Raw genomic sequence first — 20,344 nt, 5'->3', positions numbered from 1 at the left:
TATCCTTTGCCAAATGAGTGAAAAGTGAAAAGCGAACAGTGAAAAGAATTTTCTATTGAGCTTTTTGAGCCTTAGCGTTTAAACGTTGGCGGGGTTGAAAAGTTCTTGTTCCATAACTTCTCCGGCTTTCATTTTTATTGGGCAGGCAAATGATCCAAAGCGGATTGGATCCTGCGCAGGGTTTCTGCCTTGCCGATCACTTCCGAGATTTCGAAGCAACCCGGGCCTGCGGATACGCCGGTGAGTGCAAGACGCAGGGGTGCCATCACCTTGCCAAATCCGACGGCTTTTTCAGCGACGAAGGCATGGAAAAGGTCGTGAACCGTCTGCGTATTCCAAGGCTCCAAAGCCGCCAAACGCGGCAGGAATTCGGTCAGCAGGTCAATGCTCTGCTGTTTCCAGTTCTTGGCAGCAAAGCCCATGTCATACGCGGCCGGCGCCTCGAAGAAAAATTTCCCGTGGCTCACCATCTCGTGCGCAAACGCAATGCGCTCGCGCATCAGCGGCGCAATGGCCTGCAAATAGCTGTCGCTCACCGTATAGCCAGCTTCCGTGGCGGCTGGTTTTGCCAAAGCTGCCAATTCGGCATCCGTTTTCAAACGCAAATAATGCTCTTGAAACGACTTTAGTTTGGCCATGTCAAAGCGGGCGCCATCGTGGTGGCAACGCTCCAGGGAAAACAATTGGATCATTTCCGGAACAGACATGATTTCTGTTTCACCTCCCGGGTTCCAGCCGAGTAAGGCAATGTAATTCAACAATGCTTCCGGCAAATAGCCCAAGTCGTGGTAGCCTTCCCAGGTTTCTCCGGAGGGCTCGTCATACCAATTGAAGGGGAAAATCGGAATCCCGAATTCGCCGGCGTTGCGCTTGCTGAGCTTGCGGCCCTTGGGGTCAAGCAGCAAAGAAAGGTGGGCAAACTTGGGCATGGTCGCCGTCCATCCAAAGGCTTCGTACAGCAACACGTGGGTCGGGGTCGAACTGAGCCATTCTTCGCCGCGCACGACATGGGTCACGCCCATCGTATGGTCGTCGACGACGTTGGCGAGGTGATAGGTCGGCAAGCCATCGCTTTTGAGCAATACGCGGTCATCGACATTGCTGCTATGCCAGTGTTGTGGTCCCCGGATTTCGTCGTGAAAGCGAATGTCCATTTTGGAGGGAACCTTGAGGCGCACCACGCAATTCGTGCCGTCTGCGACCAAGCGGGCGACTTCGTCGGCCGGCAGGGTGAGGCTGTTGCGCATGCTCATGCGCGTGACGTAGTTGTAGCCACGATTTTCCATGCCCGCAGCCTCCAATTTTGCGCGCATTTCTTCCAATTCCTCGGATGTATCAAAGGCATAATAGGCATGGCCGCCCTCGACCAATTGCTTGGCGTAGCCTTGGTACAATTCGCTGCGCTCGCTTTGGCGGTAGGGCGCATGCGGACCACCCACGTGGACGCCTTGGGTAAACTCCAAATCGAGCCACTTCAGCGCTTTGACGATGAATTCTTCCGCGCCCGGCACAAAACGGCCTTGATCGGTGTCTTCAATGCGCAAGATCAATTCGCCTTCCAACTTGCGGGCCAAAAGATAACAATACAGCGCAGTGCGCAATCCGCCAATATGTTGCGGGCCGGTAGGACTTGGGGCGTAACGAAGGACAGCTTTCAAGGAATTGAGAATTGAGAATTGAAAATGGAGAATGAAGGAGGCGAATTTTAGTTAGCAGTTAGTAAGTAGCAGTTAGCAGTTGAAAAGAAGAAACTGCTAACTGCCAACTGCTCATTGCTAACTCAATCAAAGTTTTCAGTAAGCAGGGTTTTATCGACGCGCTTGATGAAACCGGCGAGGACTTTGCCGGGGCCGCATTCGATGAATTTGCCGGCGCCGTCCTTGATCATGTTTTCCACCGTTTGGGTCCAGCGGACGGGACCGGTGAGTTGGGCGATCAAGTTGGCCTTGATCTTTTCCTTGTCGGTCTCGGGCAATGCCGTGAAGTTTTGATAGACAGGGATTTGTGCATTCTTGAAGTTGGCGGCATGGATGCCTTTTGCCAGTTCCTCGGCGGCGGGCTGCATGAACGGCGAATGGAAGGCACCGTTGACAACCAAGCGTTTGGCGATTTTGGCGCCTGCGGCTTTGGCCTTTTCGATGGCGAGGTCGACCCCTGATTCGGAGCCGGAGATCACCAATTGTCCGATCGTATTGTAGTTGGCAGGCACGACGATGTCGTCGATCGACGCACAGACTTGCTCGACGACTGCATCGTCAATGCCGACGATGGCAGCCATGGTGCTCGGTGCTGCGTCACAGGCCTTTTGCATCGCATTCGCCCGGATGCTCACCAAATGCAAGCCTTCCTCAAAGGTCAAAACCCCGGCTGCAACCAAGGCTGAAAATTCGCCGAGGGAGTGGCCTGCGGTCATGTCGGCTTCAAATCCGCCAGTAAGGGCGACGGCCACGGAATGGATGAAAATGGCAGGCTGCGTGACCGAAGTTTGCTTCAGTTCTTCCTCGGTACCCTCAAACATGATTTTGACGATGTCAAATCCGAGAATGCCCGGCGCGGCGTCAAACAGCGCCTTGGCGGCTGGCGAACGGTCATAAAGGGCTTTGCCCATGCCGGGCGCCTGAGAACCTTGTCCGGGAAATACGAGTGCAGTTTTCATCAGAACCTAGATTTTCGATCTTTTTGAGGGCCAATCCCAGCCAAAATGGCCTATTTTTGTACCCTGTTTTCGGAGGGCAAATATAGGGCTTCCATTTTGAAACTTCACTAGGCAAATTCGGGTTCATGCAGCACCTCATTTCCATCGTCGGCCCCACGGGCGTGGGCAAAACGGCCTACGCGCTGCACCTCGCGCAACGCCTGCAATGCCCGGTCATTTCGGCCGATTCCGTGCAAATCTACCAAGGCCTCGACATTGGTTCGGGAAAGGCAACGTTGGTCGAAAGGGCATTGGCGCCACATTATATGATCGATATTTTGCCTCCCGATGCGCAGTTCAATGCCGGCGAATTTGCCCGTCAGTTTGACCAATTGGCGGCCGAGCTGTTCAAGGATTACCGGCATTTGATCCTCGTGGGCGGCACCGGACTCTATTTTCAGGCAGTTTGGGAGGGTTTTGACGAAATGCCGGAGGTGCCGGAGGAGATTCGACTGCAATTGAATGCCGAGGCTGCCGCGGAGGGAGGACTGGCAAAATTGCAGGCGGAGCTTTCTGCGGCCGATGCAGAGACTTGGGCTGTGATCGACAGGCAAAATCCGGCGCGGATCATCCGGGCATTGGAGGTTTGGCGGGCAACAGGAATGCCGATTTCGCAGTTCAGGAAAGGGGAGAAGCTGCGGCAAAATCCTTGGCAAGACATTCGAATCGGATTGGAGCTGCCGCGGGAATTGCTGTACGCCAAAATCGAGCAGCGTGTGGAGGCGATGCTTGCAGCGGGAATGTTGGAGGAAACCCGAAGGGTGGGAGAGGCCTTCGGATTGGACTGCAAAGGCTTGGAATCCCTCGGCTACCGTGAAATGGTGGGCTTTTTGCGCGGCGAATACGATTGGGAAGAGGCGGTACGGCTCATGAAACGCAACACGCGGCGGTATGCGAAGCGCCAATTCACTTGGTTTCGGCGTTATGAAGACTTGAAGTGGTTTGCGCCGGATGCATTCGCCGAAATGGATGCCTATAGTGGTGGATTGCTTCCATAGAGCCAAAAATACGCTGGAAATTTTGGCATTCGCCCGATTTCGAAGCGATGGACTCTGGGCAAATTCGACTACCTTCAAGCCTCAATTGTTTTTTCATCTCATGCGCAAAATCCTGTTTCTACAATTTTCCGTCTTTGCTGTGATCATTGGGTTGCTGGGAATGGCTGCATTCGGGTTGCTTTTGTGGGATTTTCAGTTTCCGGAGACCTTCAAGGAATATTACCTGTTTCGGGGCGGCATGCCGCTGAATTTAGTGCTGTTGGTTTCTTTTGGCGTGCAGCACAGTCTCATGGCGCGCAAATCCTTCAAGAGAATTCTGATCCGCCTGATGCCTGCCGAACTCGAGCGCAGTTTTTATGTCATGGTTTCAGGATTTGTCTTGTTTTCGCTGTCATTGTTGTGGTCGCCGTTGAGTCCGCCGTTGTATGACCTGAGCGGCACGGTGGGCGGCTATTTCCTGCATGCAGGCGCATTCCTTGGAATTGTTGTCATTGCTTGGGCAGGGTTGGCCATGGACGGATTGGATTTGATCGGCGTGCGTTCCGTCATCCGCATTCTCCGGGATCAGCCGCCTCAACCAGAGCTTTTGTCTATCCCGAGACCCTACCGATTGGTACGTCATCCTCTGTATTTGGGAATGTTGTTGATGTTTTGGCTCTCTCCCGTGATGACGCATGACCACCTTTTTTTCGCCGAAGTAATGACCGCTTACATTCTGATCGGCATTCACTTTGAGGAACGGGATCTTGTGGACCGATTTGGGGATGCGTACCGGCGCTATCAAGCAGAAGTGCCCATGATAATTCCATTTTTGAAATGGAAAAAGCGTTGAATCCAGCCTGAAATGCAAGTCACGGCAAATGCTCCGGATTGCCTTCGGGGCGACAACAGTAGATTTTTCAGGTTTCAACATCGAATTCCGCATTGGAAATTGGTTGTGATTTGTTATCTTCACATTTTGAGCGCGATGCCGCTTAATCAATTGGAAATTAACAAGGTAAAATGAAAAAAAATCTACTTCTAGCCTTCACTTTGCTCGCGTGCATGCAGTTTGCCACGGCGCAGACAGTCCAAAAGGTGGTGATTGAGGAATTTACGGGCGCTTGGTGCGGCTATTGCCCTGATGGTGCACGCATTTTGGATGATATTCTCACGACCCAATCCAACGCTATCGGCGTGTCGGTGCACAACGGCGACGGGATGCAAAATGCTCCTGGAAGTCTGATCATCAACTTCTACAATCCAGCATTCCCACAGGCCACGATTAACCGCAACAGTGCGCCAATCAGCAGAGGATCATGGGCTTCGGCTGTCAATTCGGCCCTTCAAGCTACCCCGGTGGTTGCCGTCTCGATCGACAGCGCAGGTTACAATTTCCAAACACGGGTATTGACTGCCAAAGTGAAGGCGACCTTCCTGACCGATTTCACAGGCAGTATGCGGTTTAATGTCTATTTGACAGAGGATGATGTCACCGGCACAGGCGCAAGCTTTGATCAGGTCAACTATTTTAATACCACGGTAGGCAGTCCTTTTTATGGTTTGGGCAATCCGATCCAAGGCTATGTTCACAATCACGTCTTCCGTGCAGCCGGCGGTAATGCTTGGGGAACCGGTGGGGTGATTCCGTCGAGTGTCACTGCAGGACAAGAGTTTACAAAAACCTATGCCATTACGCTTTCTTCGCAATGGGACATCAACAACATGCATATCATCGGTTTGGTAGGTATGTTTGAAGGTTCCGCAATGAATCAACGCCGTTTTCTGAATGCAGAGGAAGTACCGTTTTCGATTGCTACCGCGTTGAATCCCTCCAATTTGGAAGATGGATTGAGCCTCGAAATTGCACCCAATCCGGTAAGTGGGCGCAGCACGATCGGTTTTTCACTGAACGAATCCGGCCGCATTCAACTTGAAGTTTACAGCCTTTCCGGTCAGAAAATCAGCGTCTTGGCCGATGATGTTACCAACTCCGGCATGCACAGCGTCTATTGGGATGGTGCAGATGCCTCCGGAACTCCTTTGGCAAATGGCTTGTACCTGCTGCGCTTGCGCACCGAATCCGGTGCTTCCATTTCAAAGCGTGTGATGGTTGCACATTAATAGGTACGACTCAAATTATTCGGACGAAAGTTCTAACGAGAATATGAAAAAGAAACTACTCCTTTCCTTGTTGGCCGTTGCATTGGCCGGCCCAACATTTGCACAATTTTCGATCAAGAAGGTTGTCTTTGAAGAATTTACCGGTGCTTGGTGCCAATACTGCGCCGATGGCGCTTACCGTGCCGAGGTGATGGACAATGATTATCCTGAAGCGCTGATGGTTGCCGTACACGACGGCGATGCAATGGAAATGACCGACGGCGTGGATTTGGCTGCGTTTTACACGCCTGCTTATCCGCAAGCATTGTTCAACCGTGGCGGCGCATTGATCAGCAGAGGCAGCTGGAACAGCACCATGAGCAGTCAATTGCAGGGTGCAGGCTCCGTGACCGTTGCTTTTGACAGCGTCGATTACAATGCCCAAACACGTCAGATCACCGCCGATGTCAGCGCCTTGTTTACGGCGCCACTCAGCGGCGACATGCGCATCAACCTGATCATCGTCGAAGACGAGGTAACCGGCACTGGCGCAGGTTACAACCAAGTGAATGCAGACAATGGCACACCCGGACACCCTTATCAAGGTGCAGGTAACCCGATTGTGGGTTTTGTGCATCGCCATGTCGCCCGTGACTACGTCGAAGGCGCTTGGGGGTTGGCAGGTTTGATTCCCAATACCGTCAATTTCGGTTCAAGCGTGAACCATACCTTTACCTACACGATTCCAGGAAACTTTGATGCGTCCAAAATTGAATTGATCGCTTATGTCGGTCGTTATGATGGCGCAGGTATGGGTGACCGCGAAATCTTGAACGGGGAGGAGTTTTTCCTTTCAACTTTGATCGTTGGTGCGCCTTCCATGTCTTCGAATGCGGCTAGCCTTGAGATTATCGGCAATCCCTTGACCGATCGCTCGAAGATCGTGTATTCCACCGAAGAGGCTGGAATTGCACGTGTCGAAATTCTGAATATGCTGGGTCAGCAGATTGTCACACTGGAAGACAGTCATTCGGAAAAAGGCATCCATACCCTTTATTGGGATGGCAAAAATGGCGCCGGCGCTTCCGTGGACAACGGAATGTACTTGGTGCGCGTGGTGACAGAGGCTGGAAAGTCAATGTCCAAGCGCATTTTGGTCGCGCATTGAGCAAAACTTTAAAAATTCGCAACTCTTGGCAGCCTCCCTTTGGAGGCTGCTTTAGTTTTCACGAAAGCGAAAACGGTTTAAGCGCGCGCAACGGTGATCCCCGTTTGAGTTTGAGTTCAAGATAACGTTCGAGTTGCGTGCGGCGCCACCCAAAATGCGGTGTGAGCGCCAAGACGCTAAAATGCACATTCTGCGCCCAAAACACAGTGCAAGTGCCAACGACGCTACCTCCCCTTTGATCCAGAAAAATATACAGACAATCCCCCGCCTTGACCTTTTCCACAACCAACCCCGGCTAAAACCGTATATTTTTTTTGGTGTTTGGTCGAAGAAATTGCTTGATTGCAGCGTTTCAAAAGTTCCGATTCGGCAGCCGAATGGTCAGATTTTAGCATACATGAATTCAAAAATCACGTTCCTCTTGCTTCTTGTTGCGTTTCCTTTGGCGATGTCAGCCCAAATAGACCTTACAACCCGCAATCAGTTGCAGGCCTATCCGCGTTATACCCGCATCAACCTTGCCCGTCAGGAGGCGAATATGGTGCGACGGCTCGACCTCTCGATGCACGAATTGTTCGAGATTCCCACAGACCTCGCCATTTTTAAAAATTGCCTCGAATTCAGCTTCAGCGAAAACAAACTCACGGTATTGCCGGATGCGGTTTTTCAGATGCCCAACCTCCAATACATCACCGGATTCAAAAACTTGCTGGGCAATTTCCCCAAGAATGTCGACGATTGTCAGTCGTTGCAGGAGATCGACCTGAGCTGGAACCGCATCGGCGGCTTGCCCAAGGAAATCGGCAACCTGCCCAACTTGCGCATTCTCAAGCTCAACAATAACCTCATCAAGGCCATTCCCTACGAAGCGGGTACATTGGCAAGCCTGGAGGAAATCCATATGAGCGTCAACCAAATGGAGCGTCTGCCTTCGAGCCTCAACCAAATGCAAAACCTGAAACGCCTCGACGTTTCCTACAACTTCATCACCGAAGTTCCGGCCTGCATTGGCGAATTGAAAAACCTGGAGTACCTGGACCTGAGCTTCAACATGATCGGGCAATTGCCGGATTCGATCGCCTACTGCGAAAATTTGAAGGTCTTGAACCTGCGCGGCAACCGCCTGAAAGCCCTCCCCGGTGAAATCACAAGAATGAAGAACCTCAAGGAATTGGACTTGAAGAAAAACAAAATCACCCCAAAGCAGCATGCGGCGATCCAAGCGAAGTTGCCCTATTGCAAAATTTATTTTTGAGAATCGGTCTAGGGAGCTTGCACAATTCTAAACTGCAAGTTACTTTTGCCCTCCACAAAATGCCCACGTGGCGGAACTGGTAGACGCGCTACGTTCAGGTCGTAGTGTCTTCACTGACATGGGGGTTCGAGTCCCTCCGTGGGTACATGACAGAGTGAGTGAGGAGTGTGAGAGAGGAGGAGAAGGAGCGAAGCGAGTTCGACGACGAACGAAACTTCTCACTCACTCTGTCCTCGCTCTCACTCTCAAACTCACTCTTTTTGTTTTACTGACACGCCACTTTTTAACCTCCAAGGCAAATGTTCGACTTCGAGAAACTCGTTATTTATCAAAGATCCAAGGTTTTTCATCTTGAGATCACACGTTGGCTTGTTTCCAATCAGACGGTTGATTCGGTAACACGTGATCAACTGCGGCGATCCTCGTTGAGCATTGCCTTGAACATCGCCGAAGGTTCTGGTCGCTTCTCACAAAAGGATCGGCGAAACTTTTTTGTAATTGCTCGAAGCTCAGTTTTCGAGGTTGCTGCCATTTTTGATATTTTGAAGGATGCTAGCCGAATTGGGCAACCTGACTTCGAGAAATTTTATCTCGAGTCTGATGAATTGTCGCGGATTTTGTTTGCCTTGATCAAGAAGCTTGAGGTTGCCTCGTGACGGGAAACTGTTCACGTGGTTCGGTTGCCATCTCGTAACAGGTTATCCAGAAAACCGATCACAAGTCCGAAATCAGCCCATAGTGAGTTCGAACTTTGTCCCACCGCGTGTACAAAAAGCCGGCTCTGCCGGCTTTTTCAGTATGAGGGCGGAGTGTTGAAGCTGACCAACGAACCAATCCCGAACGCTGATCAACTCCTATCATTTTGAGGATTGGTGGGTAAAAACATAGAATATGCCCAACTGAATTCCGCTGTTGAAGGAATTGTAGGGGCCCCATGCTAGGATATTGGTAAGGCCTTGGTTATATCGGATGTCAAAACCAAGTCCTAGGGAGGGTTTGACATAACTCATACCCACGGTCACGCCGAGTTCGGCGCCATGAAGTTCATCCCGAACGTTCGTTTTGGTTTTGTTGTATTCGGTTTTTGCACTCGCCAAGATACCCAATTGTGGGCCTGCTTGCACCCTGAAGCCATCGGCAAACATGTATTGAAAAAGGATGGGCACATTGATGTATTTCAGTCGCAAGTCTAGGCTGCTGCCTTCGAATCTGGCACCTTGTGCAGAATAGACGACTTCCGGTTGAAGCGCAAATTTCTCTCCCAGGTGAATATGGGTCAATACACCGAAGTGATAACTGAATTTGGGAACAAAATTAGCATTCTGATTCCCCAGAATCGTGTAAGCATTCAAGCCACCTTTGAGGCCAAAATGGGCATGTTGCGCTTGAACGGTAAAAGTCGTGAGCAAAAGCGCAACGATAGCAATGAGATAGTGTTTCATAAAGTTTCCAATTGAGTGTAGCCTCAGGTAGCCAAGGCGAATTTTGAACTCAATGCAATGTTCACACCTTTCTCTGATGGGAATGTTGTGTAATTCCGGTTGTGAGTTACATCTTTCCCATATCTGCCTTCATTCCTCCAGAGAATTGTCGTTTAAGGGCGCTATCAATTGTCTCATCGTTTCATATTCTTTACAAAAGCCATCACCTGGCCTAAATCAGCCCACAATGGGTTCGAATTTTGTCCCGACGCGTGAAAAGAATCTGGTCATCGTCTGGATTTTTCAGTGCGAGCCCGGAGCGTAATTGAACAGCCGGAATGTGAGAGAGGAGCAACAAACAAGCCCCCTCACGCCTCCTCTCGCGCTCCAAGCCTATTCCGAAGGATACCCGTGGCATCAAACCATTGCTATTCGCAACGTTTTATAACGGCTCTCAGCCCAACTAAACCCAATTTTCACCGTAGGTCAATAAAAAGCACTATGGATCTCAGTTCGGGAAATCCCTTTTGGTTGATGAGAAATGGGTTTGCGAATAGCTTTCCAAGTGCCAGAATGGACATCAAAAAGGATGTCATTGTTTTGGGGGGTGGCATCACGGGTGCCCTCGTGGCGTATCAGCTATGCAAGGCCGGAATTGATACTGTCGTCGTGGACCGCCGTTGTGTAGGCATGGGCAGCACTTGTGCAAGTACGGCGCTCTTGCAATATGAGATCGATACGCCGCTGTACAAATTGACGGAGTATGTGGGTTTGGATCATGCACAACGCAGTTATCAGGCTTGCATTGATGCGATCGACACGCTCGAAAAAATCTGCAAAAAGGAAGGCATACAGGCCGATTTCCAGCAGCGCGAAAGCTTATATTATGCTTCCCGTCGCAGAGACATGGAGATCATCGAAAAAGAATTTGCGGCGCGTCAGCAGATGGGCATTGCATTGCAACAGCTTTCTTCCCGAGAAGTGCGGGCGCTTTATGGGATCAAGACTTCCGGGGCCCTGCTCTCCGCAAAAGCTGCACAAGTGGATCCTTATCGTCTCGCGCATGGCCTACTGAAGGTGAGTGAAGCGATGGGCCTGATGGTCGTGGACAATACTGACATTGCACGCATTCGGAACATAGACAATCAAATCCAGCTCACAACGACTGAAGGCTACACGATTACGGGCAATAAGATCGTCTATGCAACGGGTTATGAGGCCCTCGACATGATCGAGAAGCCGATTGCCCAATTGCATTCCACGTATGCCATTGTGAGCGAGCCCGTTGAACCCAGCCAACTGTGGCGAAATACCTGCTTGCTTTGGGAAACGGCCATGCCTTATCTCTATATTCGGACAACGCCCGACAACCGTATTCTGGTAGGGGGGAAGGATGAGCCTTTCTACAGCCCTCGGAGGCGTGATCGGTTGCTGCCTAGAAAATCAACACAATTGGTGAAGAGGTTTAAAAAATTGTTTCCAGAGATTCCCTTCTATTTGGATTTTGCTTGGTGCGGGACGTTTGCTGAAACGAAGGATGGATTGCCTTTTATCGGTACACTTCCGAAATATCCGAATGCATATTTCGCTTTGGGATTTGGCGGGAATGGGATCACGTTTAGCACTGTGGCCGCGGAAATCATTTGTGATGCGATCCGTGGCAAAACGCATCGCGATGCTGAACTCTTTGCGTTTGACAGAATGTCAACTGCGCTTTGAGGCGCGTTGCAAGTCATTCACAAAGGCCATCATCAGCCTTAAATCCTTCCGCCGGTGCGGATTCGTAAACCGCCCCGCTCCGTCTATACTGCTGGAAATGGCAGCTTTCACAGGTTGCAGGCAGATTTTTTGCTGCCGATCGTCTCGGAATTGTCTGCTGAATTCCAAAATCGGCCAATGGGCAAATGTTCTGATTCGAATACCTTTTCAAATGGTCTTTGAAATCCATTGCCATCTTGCTGCAATCGCTATTGATTTGCGCTGGAACGCTATTCCTCTAAAATATCGAACAACTTGACCTCCAACAGCACCATTTTCTCCGAGAAAATAAGTTCTTTGAGATAGACTCTTTTGTGGGGTGACTTCCATGCAAAAACGGCTTCGTTGCCAAACGTGCTGACGAGCGTGGATTTTCCCCTTGTTTTTTCCGCGTTGGTGAAGAAATTTCGCTTTTCCTCCTCGGTTTTGCACAGGATCACCTTGTCTTCCATTGCTTGATCACTGTAGGAAGTGGTGATTTTCAAGGGAGTGTCCGCATTCAGGTACTGCCAGATATTGGATTCATATCCCAACCAAAAGTCCAGATAGATTTCCATGGCAGCCACATCCTTGACACCATCAAATCCAAGGGATGCCTTGAATTGATTGAAATTGGCTTGGTGGGATTGCCACATTTTGAATAGCTCAGCGGTTTTCACCGCCTCCGATTTCTCTTCCAAATCACCGGTACACTCGGCCGTAAACGCCACTACCGTATCTTGGAAGATGACGTAACTGTAACGGCATACATCGCCGGTATCGACAGGTAAAAAAAAATCCTCCTCTTCGGCATATACAAGCGTATCATTTACAAGCCCAAACTTCCTTTTGTGCAAGGATTGACCAGTTTGGAACTCTACAAAAGCAACTTCAGAATTCACTTCCAATCTTTTGTAGGTCCATTTCTCTTTTCCAATGGTTTTCGTGGGCCAATGTTGACCACCATGCGCGCCAGAGAATGATCGAAATATCCCGTCAATGTAGCCATCGAAGGGATGGTATGTTTCTTCGCCACCCGGATATTCACCTACCGGATCGTTTTCCACGTTTTTCTCGGCGGTTTTGGGTCCATTACACGCCAACAGCAGCGAAAGGAGGATCAAGAGGGGGACATAATAATATTTCGGAGGATTCATGATTTTGAGGCTAATGTGTCTTTTCATAGGTTGCATTGGCTGGCCTTCAGTTTCCCCACATCAATCCTTCAAGAGTTTGAAGCAAAACGCGCCATTCCCATCGTGGAGCCGGAAAAAGTAGACGCCATCCGCGTAATTCCCCAAGTCCAAAACATGGGAACTGCTCGTCAATTTGATAGCCAGCAAACGCCGGCCATGGGCATCGATCAATTCGCCTTGCATTTCAGAGGGGACTTCGATTACAAACCGGCCGGAGGAGGGATTGGGGAAGACCGTAACTTGTGTCGCGGCTTCGTTTGCGGCGCCTACGGCTACCACCTGCACCGTCTGCTGCATCATTCCCGGACAACCAATGGCCATCACGGTAAGGCTGACAGTGTAATTTCCCGGAGCGGGATAGGTATGCACCGGATTTTGCAACGTGCTCGTTCCCCCGTCGCCGAAAGTCCAGTCCCATGCCGTAGCTCCGCTGGTCAAGTCCGTAAAAGTTGCCGTCAGACCATTCGTCGTCGAAGAAAATTGCGGAATGGGCGCGGGCAGGACGGTGACGGGAATGCTGAGCACGGTCGAATTGCCGCAGGCGTTGAAGGCGTAAACCGAAACGGTGCCACTCGCGTTGCCGGCCATCGCGGTGATGCTGTCGGTGCTGCTCATTCCGGTCCATCCGCCGGGGAGGCTCCAAACATAACCCAGCGCATCAGCTACCGCAGGAACGGAATACGTGTTCGTGGTGAATTCGCAGATCGTCGTGGGCCCGCTCAGGATACCGGCAATTACGGGCGGGTGACTCACGGTAACAACCAAGGTCTGAGCCGGCGAACTCCCGCAGGCATTGTGGGCAATGACGCTGATCCGTGCCGCTGCTGGAATCGACCATCGCCAGCAGGGTGTCAGATGCACTTGTCCCCGTCCAACCGCCTGGCAAGGTCCACGTATAGCTGGTCGCGCCAGGCACCGCGGGGATCACGTAGGTGTAAGCATTCCCAGCACAGACGGTCGTATCGCCCAAGATGGGGTCAGGCAAAGCTGGCGTCGTCGCACCTGTAATTGTGAGTAACAACGTGATCGTGGAGTCGCAGCCCGAGACATTGGGAAGCGTTTGCGTATAGGTTCCGGAACTGTTATAGTTCTGCCCATTCAGCGTATAAGTGCTGCATGCTTGGGCCGTGAAGGTGGTATCCGTGGCTTGGCAGAACCCATATTTGGCAACGAAAAAGTCGAAATTGTTGGAGGCGGGCAGGCTGTAAATGCCGGGTCCCATGTCAAAATCTGCATTCCCCCCAAAGTAACCCGTCAGGCAAATGTTTCCTGCATTGTCCAGCGCGAGTGCATGCGCCTTGTCTGGACTGATATGGCTTGCCGTTGCACCCACCCAAATGAGTCCGCCCGCAGGATTCAACTTCAAAAGGAAAATATCATAGCCGTTGCTGGAAATCAAGACTTGTGTTCCCGGGCCTGGGTCGAAATCCAGATTTCCCGTGTAGGTACCCGTGAAGAAAATATTCCCCGATGGGTCGGTCAGGAGCGAGGTTCCAGTGGAGCCGCTGTATCCTCCGCCATTGGGAAACTGCTGGAGCCATTCAAATTTCCCTTGCGAATTCACTTTCAGGAGGAAGACGTCTTGATTTCCAAAGGAGGACGTGAAGTTTACGGTGGCAGGCCCGGGATCAAAATCCACGGTCCCTTTGAAGTGTCCCGAGATCAAGGCGCTACCGTTCAGGTCGCAGGTGATCGCATAGGCATAATCATGCTCGGTTCCACCCACGGGAAATGCCCATTCGAAGGTACCTGCCGCATTGAGCTTGGAAACAAAAACGTCTTTGAAGGGGCCGTTGGGGGAGAGGTAGGCTTGGCCCGTGCCCGGGTCGAAGTCAGCCGTTGCATCAAAGGTCCCGGTCGTGCAAACATTCCCCAAGCTGTCCAAGGCAATGCCTTCTACCAATTCCGACCCCGGTCCGCCCCAGTGTTTTGCCCAAATCAAAGTCCCATTGGAGGTGAGCTTTACGACAAAAGCGTCGGGGGAACCGTTATCCGACATAAGGTTGAGCGTTGCAAGCCCCGGATCGCAATCCATTGTCCCTGAGAAAGTAGCCGCAAGGTGAATATTCCCGTAGCCGTCCAATGCGATATCAGGACGTAGTTCTTGGTTGCCCGTTCCGAACTGTTTTGCCCATCGAAAATTGCCGTTGGGATCCAACTTAAGCAGCACAAAGTCCTTCCCCCGAGCGCAGTGAAATTGAAGGTCGAAGGGCCGGGATCAAAATCAACCGTTTGCTCAAAATGGCCTCCGACGAATACATTCCCGCTGTCATCTACCGCAATGCCCGTTCCCGCATCGACGCCTGCACCCCCGATCGCATGCGCCCACATAAGGTTGCCATTCGGATCATACTTGGCGATCAGCATGTCGACCCCCATCGTGGTGAGCGTGTGAATTCCAGGTCCGGGGTCAAAGTCCAGGCTGCCGTTAAAATCCCCGGCCACCAAAACATTTCCGAAAGTGTCGACGGCAATGGCATTTCCTTGGTCGATACCCGTGCTCCCCGTCCCATGGGCCCAGTCAATCAATGGTTGCGCCCAAACAGCTTGGGCCCATCCGAGGAAAAGCAGGAACGACGAAAGGGCAAAACGCTTCATTTAACAATGCGTATGTCCACCCAAATTAGGCAAATACGTCCAACATTCCGAGGGAGGTCCACCGTTCATTCGGAAAAACGAATTCGGCATTGCTGATGAAAGCATTGTCGGAAATCCCTTCAATCAAAAAGCCCTTATCCGGTGCTATTCAGACAAAATCTGCACCTGATCCTTTTCGAAGAGCTTGCCGATGCGTTTCATTTCCTTCTTGTCCGTGGTAATGGGATTGCCCATGAGGCGGAGCCACTTGAGTTTGAGCAGGCTGCCCATACAATCGGGTAGCACGGCGATTTTGTTGTTCCAAAAGGAAAGCTTTTGAAGGGATTTCAGGGTGCAAATCGCTGCCGGAACTTCGGTGAATTGATTGTCATCGAAATAGAGTTCACGGATTGCGACCAATTTGCCGAGCGAGGCAGGAACTTCGCTGAACTTGTTGCCGCTTACGTCCAGTATCCCCAGGCTACTGAGGTCTCCGATGTTTTCGGGCAAGTTACTCAGCGCGTTTTTGTTGAGCCGGATTTCCTTGAGTGTCGTGATGGTTGTAAGGCATTCCGGAATGCTGGTGATTTTATTGTCGCTCGCATCGATCACTTCCATTCGCGGAGTCAGGCAAAGCCAAGCAGGCAGTTCCGTGAAGTTGTTGCGCGCGATGTTCAGGAGTTTGAGATTGGCCAAGCCGGAGAAGGAGGCTGGCAAGGAGCTGATCTGATTCCCTTGGATTTCCAAGGTGTGAAGGTTGCGAAACTCCCCAACGGCTTCGGGCAACGACTTCAGGTTTTGGTTGGCAAGCCGGAGGATGAGGACTTCGTCCTTGTTGGCAAGGGCATCTTGCAGATTGGTGTAAACGCCGGTGCTGGTTCGCTGTGCGTATGTGCTCAGCGTCATCATCGACAGCGAAACAAACAAAAAACAGGCGGAAATCCTGCGAAGGATGTTGGATCTTGAATTGGACATAGGAATCGGTAAACTTAAAACTTCAATTTCGCTCAATTCTATGAAAAGTGAGCAAACTTAGTGCCAAAATTTACCAACTTCCTGCGGAAAACATGCCTACAGGGACGAGATTCGCCCCTGATTTTCGCATTTTGAGGGGGTATATCAGTCGCCGGAGCGAACGAGCAACGGCGCTGTTCCTTCGATCAAATCTTGTTCACACGTACAGCGTTCAAGCCCTTCGGGCCTTGCTCAATCTCAAACGAGACTTTGTCGTTTTCTTCAATGTCGAAGGTAACGCTGCTGACATGCACGAAGTACTTTTCTTGGGTCTCATTTTCTTTGATGAACCCAAAGCCTTTGTCATGGTTGAAAAATTCAACTTTGCCCGTGCGAACAGTGCCCAGATCTTCCTCGACCCTTGTTGGAACGCCAATTTCGATGTCTTCTGCGCGGATGACTCTCTTTTTGGATGGATCCGGAGGTGTTGAGGATAGGTTCCGTATTCATCCACGTAGGCAATCATATCCTGAAGCCCAGACTTTTGGGATTTGCCTTGTTTTCTTCGCGTTTGAATTGTTTGTCTTGCCGTTTTCAAACGCGCTTTTCTTTTCTTTTTTGCTAAACGTTTCTTGTGATTTTGCCATCAATTATTTTTGGACTCAAATTTTGCGAACACTCCTGGAAGGCACTTTTACCTGCCCAATCGTCGCAGGTGCGAAAGGGCTGTTTGCAAAGGTAGTGATTTTTGATCCTTTTCCGGGTTTTTAATGCAATCAATTTCCGTGGGACGCGTTTGGGATGGGTGGATGAGCCTAACTGCGACGACGTCCGCAAGCCGGGTCACCCGTCGCGGAATTCGTTTCCTCAGCGAAAGCAGCCGGAAACTGTGGCGGGAAGGCGCTTCTATGGGGCGAATTCCGGGATTGATTCGCTGCATTCTCATGCCGCAAAACTCAAAAACTCAAGCTATCTTGTAGTCCAATATCGTGAATCGCACTATGAAGCTATCGACACATTTGCAGCGTTTGGTATTGCTGATCCTGCTGATCGGCACCGCCAATCTGTACTGAGCCAAAATCCGGCGTTTGAGGCGCGGAGATTGGCCTACAACAATGCTGCCCTCGCCCAATTCAATTCGAATGCCATCTGCGTGCAGGCGTACGAGGGCTGCCGGTCGATCAGGCTGCGCTGAACAACATCGTGTCGACCATCACCACCAACAACGTGGTCGACTTTAGCATCGTCCAACTGGTGCGGGTCTTGTTCCTTTCGAATGGGCAGTATGACAGCTTGCTCCTTCCTGCCCTCAATTCGATTCCCTATTGGATCAACCAAGATGATACCGTCCGGAATTTTTGGTCGGAGAACCATTTGATCATGTGGACTTCTTCGGATTGGCTGCTCCACATAAGTGCTGACCGCCCCGTCGACTCGAGTTTGCACGATCGCCTCCTGCATTACCTGGAGCTCAAAAACCAATACGGATTCTACGAATTCAACTCTTCCGTGTATGCCCCTTATGCGCTCTCCGGCTTGTTGAACCTCGCCGATTTCGCAGTGGATTCCGTGATCAAATCCTTGGCGACGAGCGCTGCTCACGGTTGCTTCAAGAGGATATTCTGCTCTATACCAATGATCAAGGCGTGTTTTTTCCTCCCGCAGGGCGCAATTATTACGGCAAATACGACAACCCCTACGGCCACAATCACAATAACCTAATATGGCTGCTGACCGGCCTCGGACCGATGCCGAGCGATGCCAGCCATTGCGGGGCTTTTCTTTCGACCTCCTCGATTCCCGTGAACGACATCATCAATTCCTGGAGCGCTGACGAAGACCGGCAATATACCGTGGGGCATACGCTCGACAGCGGGTTCACGATCAATGCAAGCCAAAATGACGTGGATCGCATCGTATTTCAATGGAGTTCGGGGCTTATTTCCATCCTGCCGTGGCCTTGGAAACCAGGGCATTTGATCGAAGACTACAATATGTGGGACCACGTCGATTTCGCGACACTCAAGGCTTTCGTCACGTTTTTCCCCGTCGATTCATTCGCAGCTGTGGCCGGGAGACTCGGTTTCATGTCCCGGAGTTCGGTCATTTCCCAGGCACAACTTTCGGTCTTCAAGCGTGGCGGGGTGACCTTGTCCTCGGTGCGGGATTTCTGGCCGGGAAAGATTGGTTATCAGCAGTTTCCTTGGATGGCGAATGTAGGTACCACGGCGGTCTACACGGCTTCGGGTGCGCCCGATGCGGATTGGTATGCCCGCCCGGAGGACAACAACAATGCGCATTTGCCTTATGTTGCGCAATCCCACAACGTCTCGCTCATCATGTATTGGCCTGAAGTAGAGACCTCTCTGTTTCATGGCCTGCTGGGGGTGGAGGACCCGACGGTTGCCCTGCATTGGAAGGACCGCGACTTTGATCAGGTTGTGGAGGACAGCTTGTGGTTGATCGGGCAGCAGGCTGAATAACTATATTGCGGTGCGTCGCACTTGCGTCGACACGGTCAACGGCGTACGTGCATGTACCTTCGATTCCACCGACGGGCAAGCCTGGGCCTGTGTCGTGGGCGATTCGACGCGTTACGGCAGTTTTGCCCATTTTCAGGACCTCATTTCGCAGTCGCAATTTTCCGAACAGTGGTACCACAACGGCGTCGATCAATGGGTGTACGCTGCAAGCATCACCTTCGACACCATAACGGTCGCCCACGCTTGGGGCAGGGATTCCTTGCTCACAGCGCGTCCTGATCCGGCCTTGGCCGAGGAAGCTGCCTTCAAGTCGTTTCCCAATCCGGCGAATGAACGGTTGAACATTGAGGGCAACCTGCCTGAACCGGGCCCCGTTTCCTTGCGGCTGATGGACTTGCAGGGACGCGTCTTGGCCACGCGTGTTTTGAACCATGGCGGGGGAATGTTCCATTCGGAGCTGGATTTGCGTGCTTTGGGACTTGCGAGCGGCATGTATGGATTGGAGATTCGGAGTGGCAAGCGGATGGATTTTTTGAAGGTTTTGGTGGAGTAGGGTAGTTCTGCCCCTGTCAGCTGTAATGCTGAGCGGACGGGTAAAAGATGAATCCATGGATTTTGAACGGTTGACGATCGCTTCCCCAGCAATGCCTTCTGTTTTCGTCTCATTGATGTGGCTAATTTGCTATTATTTATTGCATTGCTAAATATATTCACTTATATTTGCTTCTGAATCTGGCATTTGTCTACCAGAAAGGATCGCGAACGAATTCGACGAAAATTTGAATAGCAGAGATGGAAAATCCTTCTAGCAACGACATCATCCTTTACACTACCGCCCAAGGCCACATGCGGGTGGAGGTGATCTACCAAGGTGAGACCTTCTGGCTCACACAAAAACGCATGGCGGAGCTGTTTGGGGTGGACAGAACCGTTATCACGAAGCACCTTAAACACATCTTCGCTGAGAACGAATTGGGTGAAGATTCAGTATGTGCATTTTTTGCACATACTGCCGAAGATGGTAAAAGCTACCAAACAAGATTCTACAACCTCGACGCCATCATCGCGGTCGGCTACCGCGTCAATAGCTTTCAAGCCACCCAATTTCGCATCTGGGCGACGAAAACCTTGAAAGAATACATCATCAAAGGCTTTGTGCTGGACGATGAGCGGATGAAGCAAGGGCAGCCGCTTTGGCAAGGACTACTTTGAGGAGCTGCTGGAACGCATCCGTGAGATTCGAGCCAGCGAAAGGCGCTTTTACCTCAAGATCACAGATCTTTTTGAGCAATGCAGCATCGACTATGACCCAAAGGCTGAGATCACAAGGAAATTCTTCAAGACAGTTCAAAACAAGCTCCATTGGGCCATCACAGGCAAGACTGCCGCTGAGATTGTCTCCGAACGTGCGCGGTTCGAAGCTCCCAATATGGGCCTCATGACTTGGAAGAATGCCCCAAAGGGGAAGATCCAGAAATCGGACGTGACCATTGCCAAGAATTGTCCCCAGAGTAGGAGATCAAGCAACTACAGCGCATCGTGACCATGTACCTCGACTATGCCGAAAACCAAGCCGAGCGCCAAATTCCATTGAAAGACCGATTGGAGTGCAAAAGCTGGATGGTTTCTGCAATTCAACGAATATGCGTTGCTCAAAGACTTGAGGCAAAGTCGCGACCGGAAATTGCGAAGCAACTCGCCGAATGTGTCTGGGAGCAGTTTCGCCCGATCAGGACGCACGTTTTGAAAGTGATTTTGGTGATAGCAATGAAGCGGAA

21 protein-coding genes, 1 tRNA gene and 1 pseudogene are annotated in these 20,344 nt (G+C 51.1%); 14 read left to right on the top strand and 9 right to left on the bottom strand.

The genetic code is table 11. The features are described 5' to 3' along the window. Positions 1–134 precede the first annotated feature (134 nt). Positions 135–1,670, bottom strand: a complete 1,536-nt coding sequence (locus IPN95_28890; GenBank protein ID MBK9453332.1) for a glutamate--tRNA ligase — start codon at positions 1,668–1,670, stop codon at positions 135–137. 110 nt (positions 1,671–1,780) lie between these two features. After that, complete coding sequence (gene fabD, locus IPN95_28885; protein ID MBK9453331.1) at positions 1,781–2,656, bottom strand: ACP S-malonyltransferase; 876 nt, start codon at positions 2,654–2,656, stop codon at positions 1,781–1,783. Between the two features lie 125 nt (positions 2,657–2,781). Between fabD and miaA the strand changes: the two genes are divergently transcribed. From miaA to IPN95_28850, 7 genes are all read left to right on the top strand, one after another. Beyond that, positions 2,782–3,693: a tRNA (adenosine(37)-N6)-dimethylallyltransferase MiaA gene (miaA, locus tag IPN95_28880; protein MBK9453330.1), complete on the top strand. Its 912-nt coding sequence runs from the start codon at positions 2,782–2,784 to the stop codon at positions 3,691–3,693. Between the two features lie 100 nt (positions 3,694–3,793). Then, complete coding sequence (locus IPN95_28875) at positions 3,794–4,525, top strand: isoprenylcysteine carboxylmethyltransferase family protein (GenBank protein ID MBK9453329.1); 732 nt, start codon at positions 3,794–3,796, stop codon at positions 4,523–4,525. Between the two features lie 170 nt (positions 4,526–4,695). Continuing rightward, positions 4,696–5,796, top strand: a complete 1,101-nt coding sequence (locus tag IPN95_28870; protein ID MBK9453328.1) for an Omp28-related outer membrane protein — start codon at positions 4,696–4,698, stop codon at positions 5,794–5,796. 43 nt (positions 5,797–5,839) lie between these two features. After that, positions 5,840–6,943, top strand: a complete 1,104-nt coding sequence (locus tag IPN95_28865; GenBank protein MBK9453327.1) for an Omp28-related outer membrane protein — start codon at positions 5,840–5,842, stop codon at positions 6,941–6,943. A 448-nt stretch (positions 6,944–7,391) separates the two neighbouring features. After that, positions 7,392–8,198, top strand: coding sequence for a leucine-rich repeat domain-containing protein (locus tag IPN95_28860; GenBank protein MBK9453326.1), 807 nt, complete (start codon positions 7,392–7,394; stop codon positions 8,196–8,198). Positions 8,199–8,259: 61 nt separating this feature from the next. Next, positions 8,260–8,343, top strand: a tRNA-Leu gene (locus IPN95_28855). Between the two features lie 154 nt (positions 8,344–8,497). Beyond that, positions 8,498–8,854, top strand: a complete 357-nt coding sequence (locus IPN95_28850) for a four helix bundle protein (GenBank protein MBK9453325.1) — start codon at positions 8,498–8,500, stop codon at positions 8,852–8,854. Between the two features lie 201 nt (positions 8,855–9,055). Here IPN95_28850 and IPN95_28845 read toward each other — a convergent pair whose 3' ends face one another. Then, positions 9,056–9,640 carry a PorT family protein gene (locus tag IPN95_28845; protein MBK9453324.1) on the bottom strand — a complete coding sequence of 195 codons (585 nt, stop codon included), beginning with the start codon at positions 9,638–9,640 and terminating at the stop codon, positions 9,056–9,058. A gap of 513 nt (positions 9,641–10,153) precedes the next feature. Here IPN95_28845 and IPN95_28840 point away from each other — a divergent pair. Continuing rightward, positions 10,154–11,338, top strand: coding sequence for an FAD-binding oxidoreductase (locus IPN95_28840; GenBank protein MBK9453323.1), 1,185 nt, complete (start codon positions 10,154–10,156; stop codon positions 11,336–11,338). 269 nt (positions 11,339–11,607) lie between these two features. Here IPN95_28840 and IPN95_28835 read toward each other — a convergent pair whose 3' ends face one another. The 6 genes from IPN95_28835 to IPN95_28810 all read right to left on the bottom strand — a co-directional run bounded on the left by IPN95_28835 (position 11,608) and on the right by IPN95_28810 (position 16,490). Beyond that, positions 11,608–12,540 (bottom strand): hypothetical protein, encoded by a 933-nt coding sequence (locus IPN95_28835; GenBank protein ID MBK9453322.1) that lies wholly within the window; start codon positions 12,538–12,540, stop codon positions 11,608–11,610. A 33-nt stretch (positions 12,541–12,573) separates the two neighbouring features. Continuing rightward, entirely contained in the window at positions 12,574–13,305 is a 732-nt protein-coding gene (locus IPN95_28830) for a PKD domain-containing protein (GenBank protein MBK9453321.1), read from the bottom strand. Then, positions 13,211–14,551 (bottom strand): hypothetical protein, encoded by a 1,341-nt coding sequence (locus IPN95_28825; protein ID MBK9453320.1) that lies wholly within the window; start codon positions 14,549–14,551, stop codon positions 13,211–13,213. The genes IPN95_28830 and IPN95_28825 overlap by 95 nt, the downstream gene beginning before the upstream one ends. Next, positions 14,515–15,150, bottom strand: coding sequence for an SBBP repeat-containing protein (locus tag IPN95_28820; protein ID MBK9453319.1), 636 nt, complete (start codon positions 15,148–15,150; stop codon positions 14,515–14,517). Before IPN95_28820 ends, IPN95_28825 begins: the two co-directional genes overlap by 37 nt. Positions 15,151–15,294: 144 nt before the next feature. After that, the gene (locus IPN95_28815; protein ID MBK9453318.1) at positions 15,295–16,104 is read right to left on the bottom strand and encodes a hypothetical protein; all 810 of its coding nucleotides are present in this window, start codon (positions 16,102–16,104) and stop codon (positions 15,295–15,297) included. Positions 16,105–16,289: 185 nt separating this feature from the next. Further along, the gene (locus IPN95_28810) at positions 16,290–16,490 is read right to left on the bottom strand and encodes a cold shock domain-containing protein (protein ID MBK9453317.1); all 201 of its coding nucleotides are present in this window, start codon (positions 16,488–16,490) and stop codon (positions 16,290–16,292) included. Between the two features lie 49 nt (positions 16,491–16,539). Between IPN95_28810 and IPN95_28805 the strand changes: the two genes are divergently transcribed. The 6 genes and pseudogenes from IPN95_28805 (at position 16,540) to IPN95_28780 (ending at position 20,344) form a co-directional block, all read left to right on the top strand. Continuing rightward, positions 16,540–16,854: a hypothetical protein gene (locus IPN95_28805; GenBank protein MBK9453316.1), complete on the top strand. Its 315-nt coding sequence runs from the start codon at positions 16,540–16,542 to the stop codon at positions 16,852–16,854. Next, positions 16,832–17,278 (top strand): hypothetical protein, encoded by a 447-nt coding sequence (locus IPN95_28800; GenBank protein MBK9453315.1) that lies wholly within the window; start codon positions 16,832–16,834, stop codon positions 17,276–17,278. The genes IPN95_28805 and IPN95_28800 overlap by 23 nt, the downstream gene beginning before the upstream one ends. An 8-nt stretch (positions 17,279–17,286) precedes the next feature. Next, a complete protein-coding gene (locus IPN95_28795) occupies positions 17,287–17,805 on the top strand; it encodes a hypothetical protein (GenBank protein MBK9453314.1) in 519 nt (172 codons plus the stop codon). Next, positions 17,730–18,566, top strand: a complete 837-nt coding sequence (locus IPN95_28790; GenBank protein MBK9453313.1) for a hypothetical protein — start codon at positions 17,730–17,732, stop codon at positions 18,564–18,566. Before IPN95_28795 ends, IPN95_28790 begins: the two co-directional genes overlap by 76 nt. A gap of 10 nt (positions 18,567–18,576) precedes the next feature. Beyond that, on the top strand, positions 18,577–19,119 hold the full coding sequence (locus tag IPN95_28785; protein MBK9453312.1) for a T9SS type A sorting domain-containing protein: 543 nt from the start codon (positions 18,577–18,579) through the stop codon (positions 19,117–19,119). Between the two features lie 239 nt (positions 19,120–19,358). Next, positions 19,359–20,344, top strand: a pseudogene (locus IPN95_28780) (virulence RhuM family protein).

The organism is Bacteroidota bacterium (genome assembly GCA_016718825.1).
Lineage (GTDB): Bacteria > Bacteroidota > Bacteroidia > J057 > JADKCL01 > JADKCL01.
The sequence above is the reverse complement of the archived record's forward strand: the minus strand, read 5'-3'. Positions and strand labels throughout refer to the sequence as shown.

What these genes read in the sequence shown, in the direction of transcription:
- IPN95_28840 (MBK9453323.1), top strand. Translation starts at nt 10,154, where the DNA reads ATGAGAAATGGGTTTGCGAATAGCTTTCCAAGTGCCAGAATGGACATC.
- IPN95_28845 (MBK9453324.1), bottom strand. Translation starts at nt 9,640, where the DNA reads ATGAAACACTATCTCATTGCTATCGTTGCGCTTTTGCTCACGACTTTT.
- IPN95_28875 (MBK9453329.1), top strand. Translation starts at nt 3,794, where the DNA reads ATGCGCAAAATCCTGTTTCTACAATTTTCCGTCTTTGCTGTGATCATT.
- miaA (MBK9453330.1), top strand. Translation starts at nt 2,782, where the DNA reads ATGCAGCACCTCATTTCCATCGTCGGCCCCACGGGCGTGGGCAAAACG.
- IPN95_28865 (MBK9453327.1), top strand. Translation starts at nt 5,840, where the DNA reads ATGAAAAAGAAACTACTCCTTTCCTTGTTGGCCGTTGCATTGGCCGGC.
- IPN95_28850 (MBK9453325.1), top strand. Translation starts at nt 8,498, where the DNA reads ATGTTCGACTTCGAGAAACTCGTTATTTATCAAAGATCCAAGGTTTTT.
- IPN95_28835 (MBK9453322.1), bottom strand. Translation starts at nt 12,540, where the DNA reads ATGAAAAGACACATTAGCCTCAAAATCATGAATCCTCCGAAATATTAT.
- IPN95_28860 (MBK9453326.1), top strand. Translation starts at nt 7,392, where the DNA reads ATGTCAGCCCAAATAGACCTTACAACCCGCAATCAGTTGCAGGCCTAT.
- IPN95_28820 (MBK9453319.1), bottom strand. Translation starts at nt 15,150, where the DNA reads ATGAAGCGTTTTGCCCTTTCGTCGTTCCTGCTTTTCCTCGGATGGGCC.
- IPN95_28805 (MBK9453316.1), top strand. Translation starts at nt 16,540, where the DNA reads ATGACTCTCTTTTTGGATGGATCCGGAGGTGTTGAGGATAGGTTCCGT.
- IPN95_28815 (MBK9453318.1), bottom strand. Translation starts at nt 16,104, where the DNA reads ATGTCCAATTCAAGATCCAACATCCTTCGCAGGATTTCCGCCTGTTTT.
- IPN95_28870 (MBK9453328.1), top strand. Translation starts at nt 4,696, where the DNA reads ATGAAAAAAAATCTACTTCTAGCCTTCACTTTGCTCGCGTGCATGCAG.
- IPN95_28825 (MBK9453320.1), bottom strand. Translation starts at nt 14,551, where the DNA reads ATGTCGGATAACGGTTCCCCCGACGCTTTTGTCGTAAAGCTCACCTCC.
- fabD (MBK9453331.1), bottom strand. Translation starts at nt 2,656, where the DNA reads ATGAAAACTGCACTCGTATTTCCCGGACAAGGTTCTCAGGCGCCCGGC.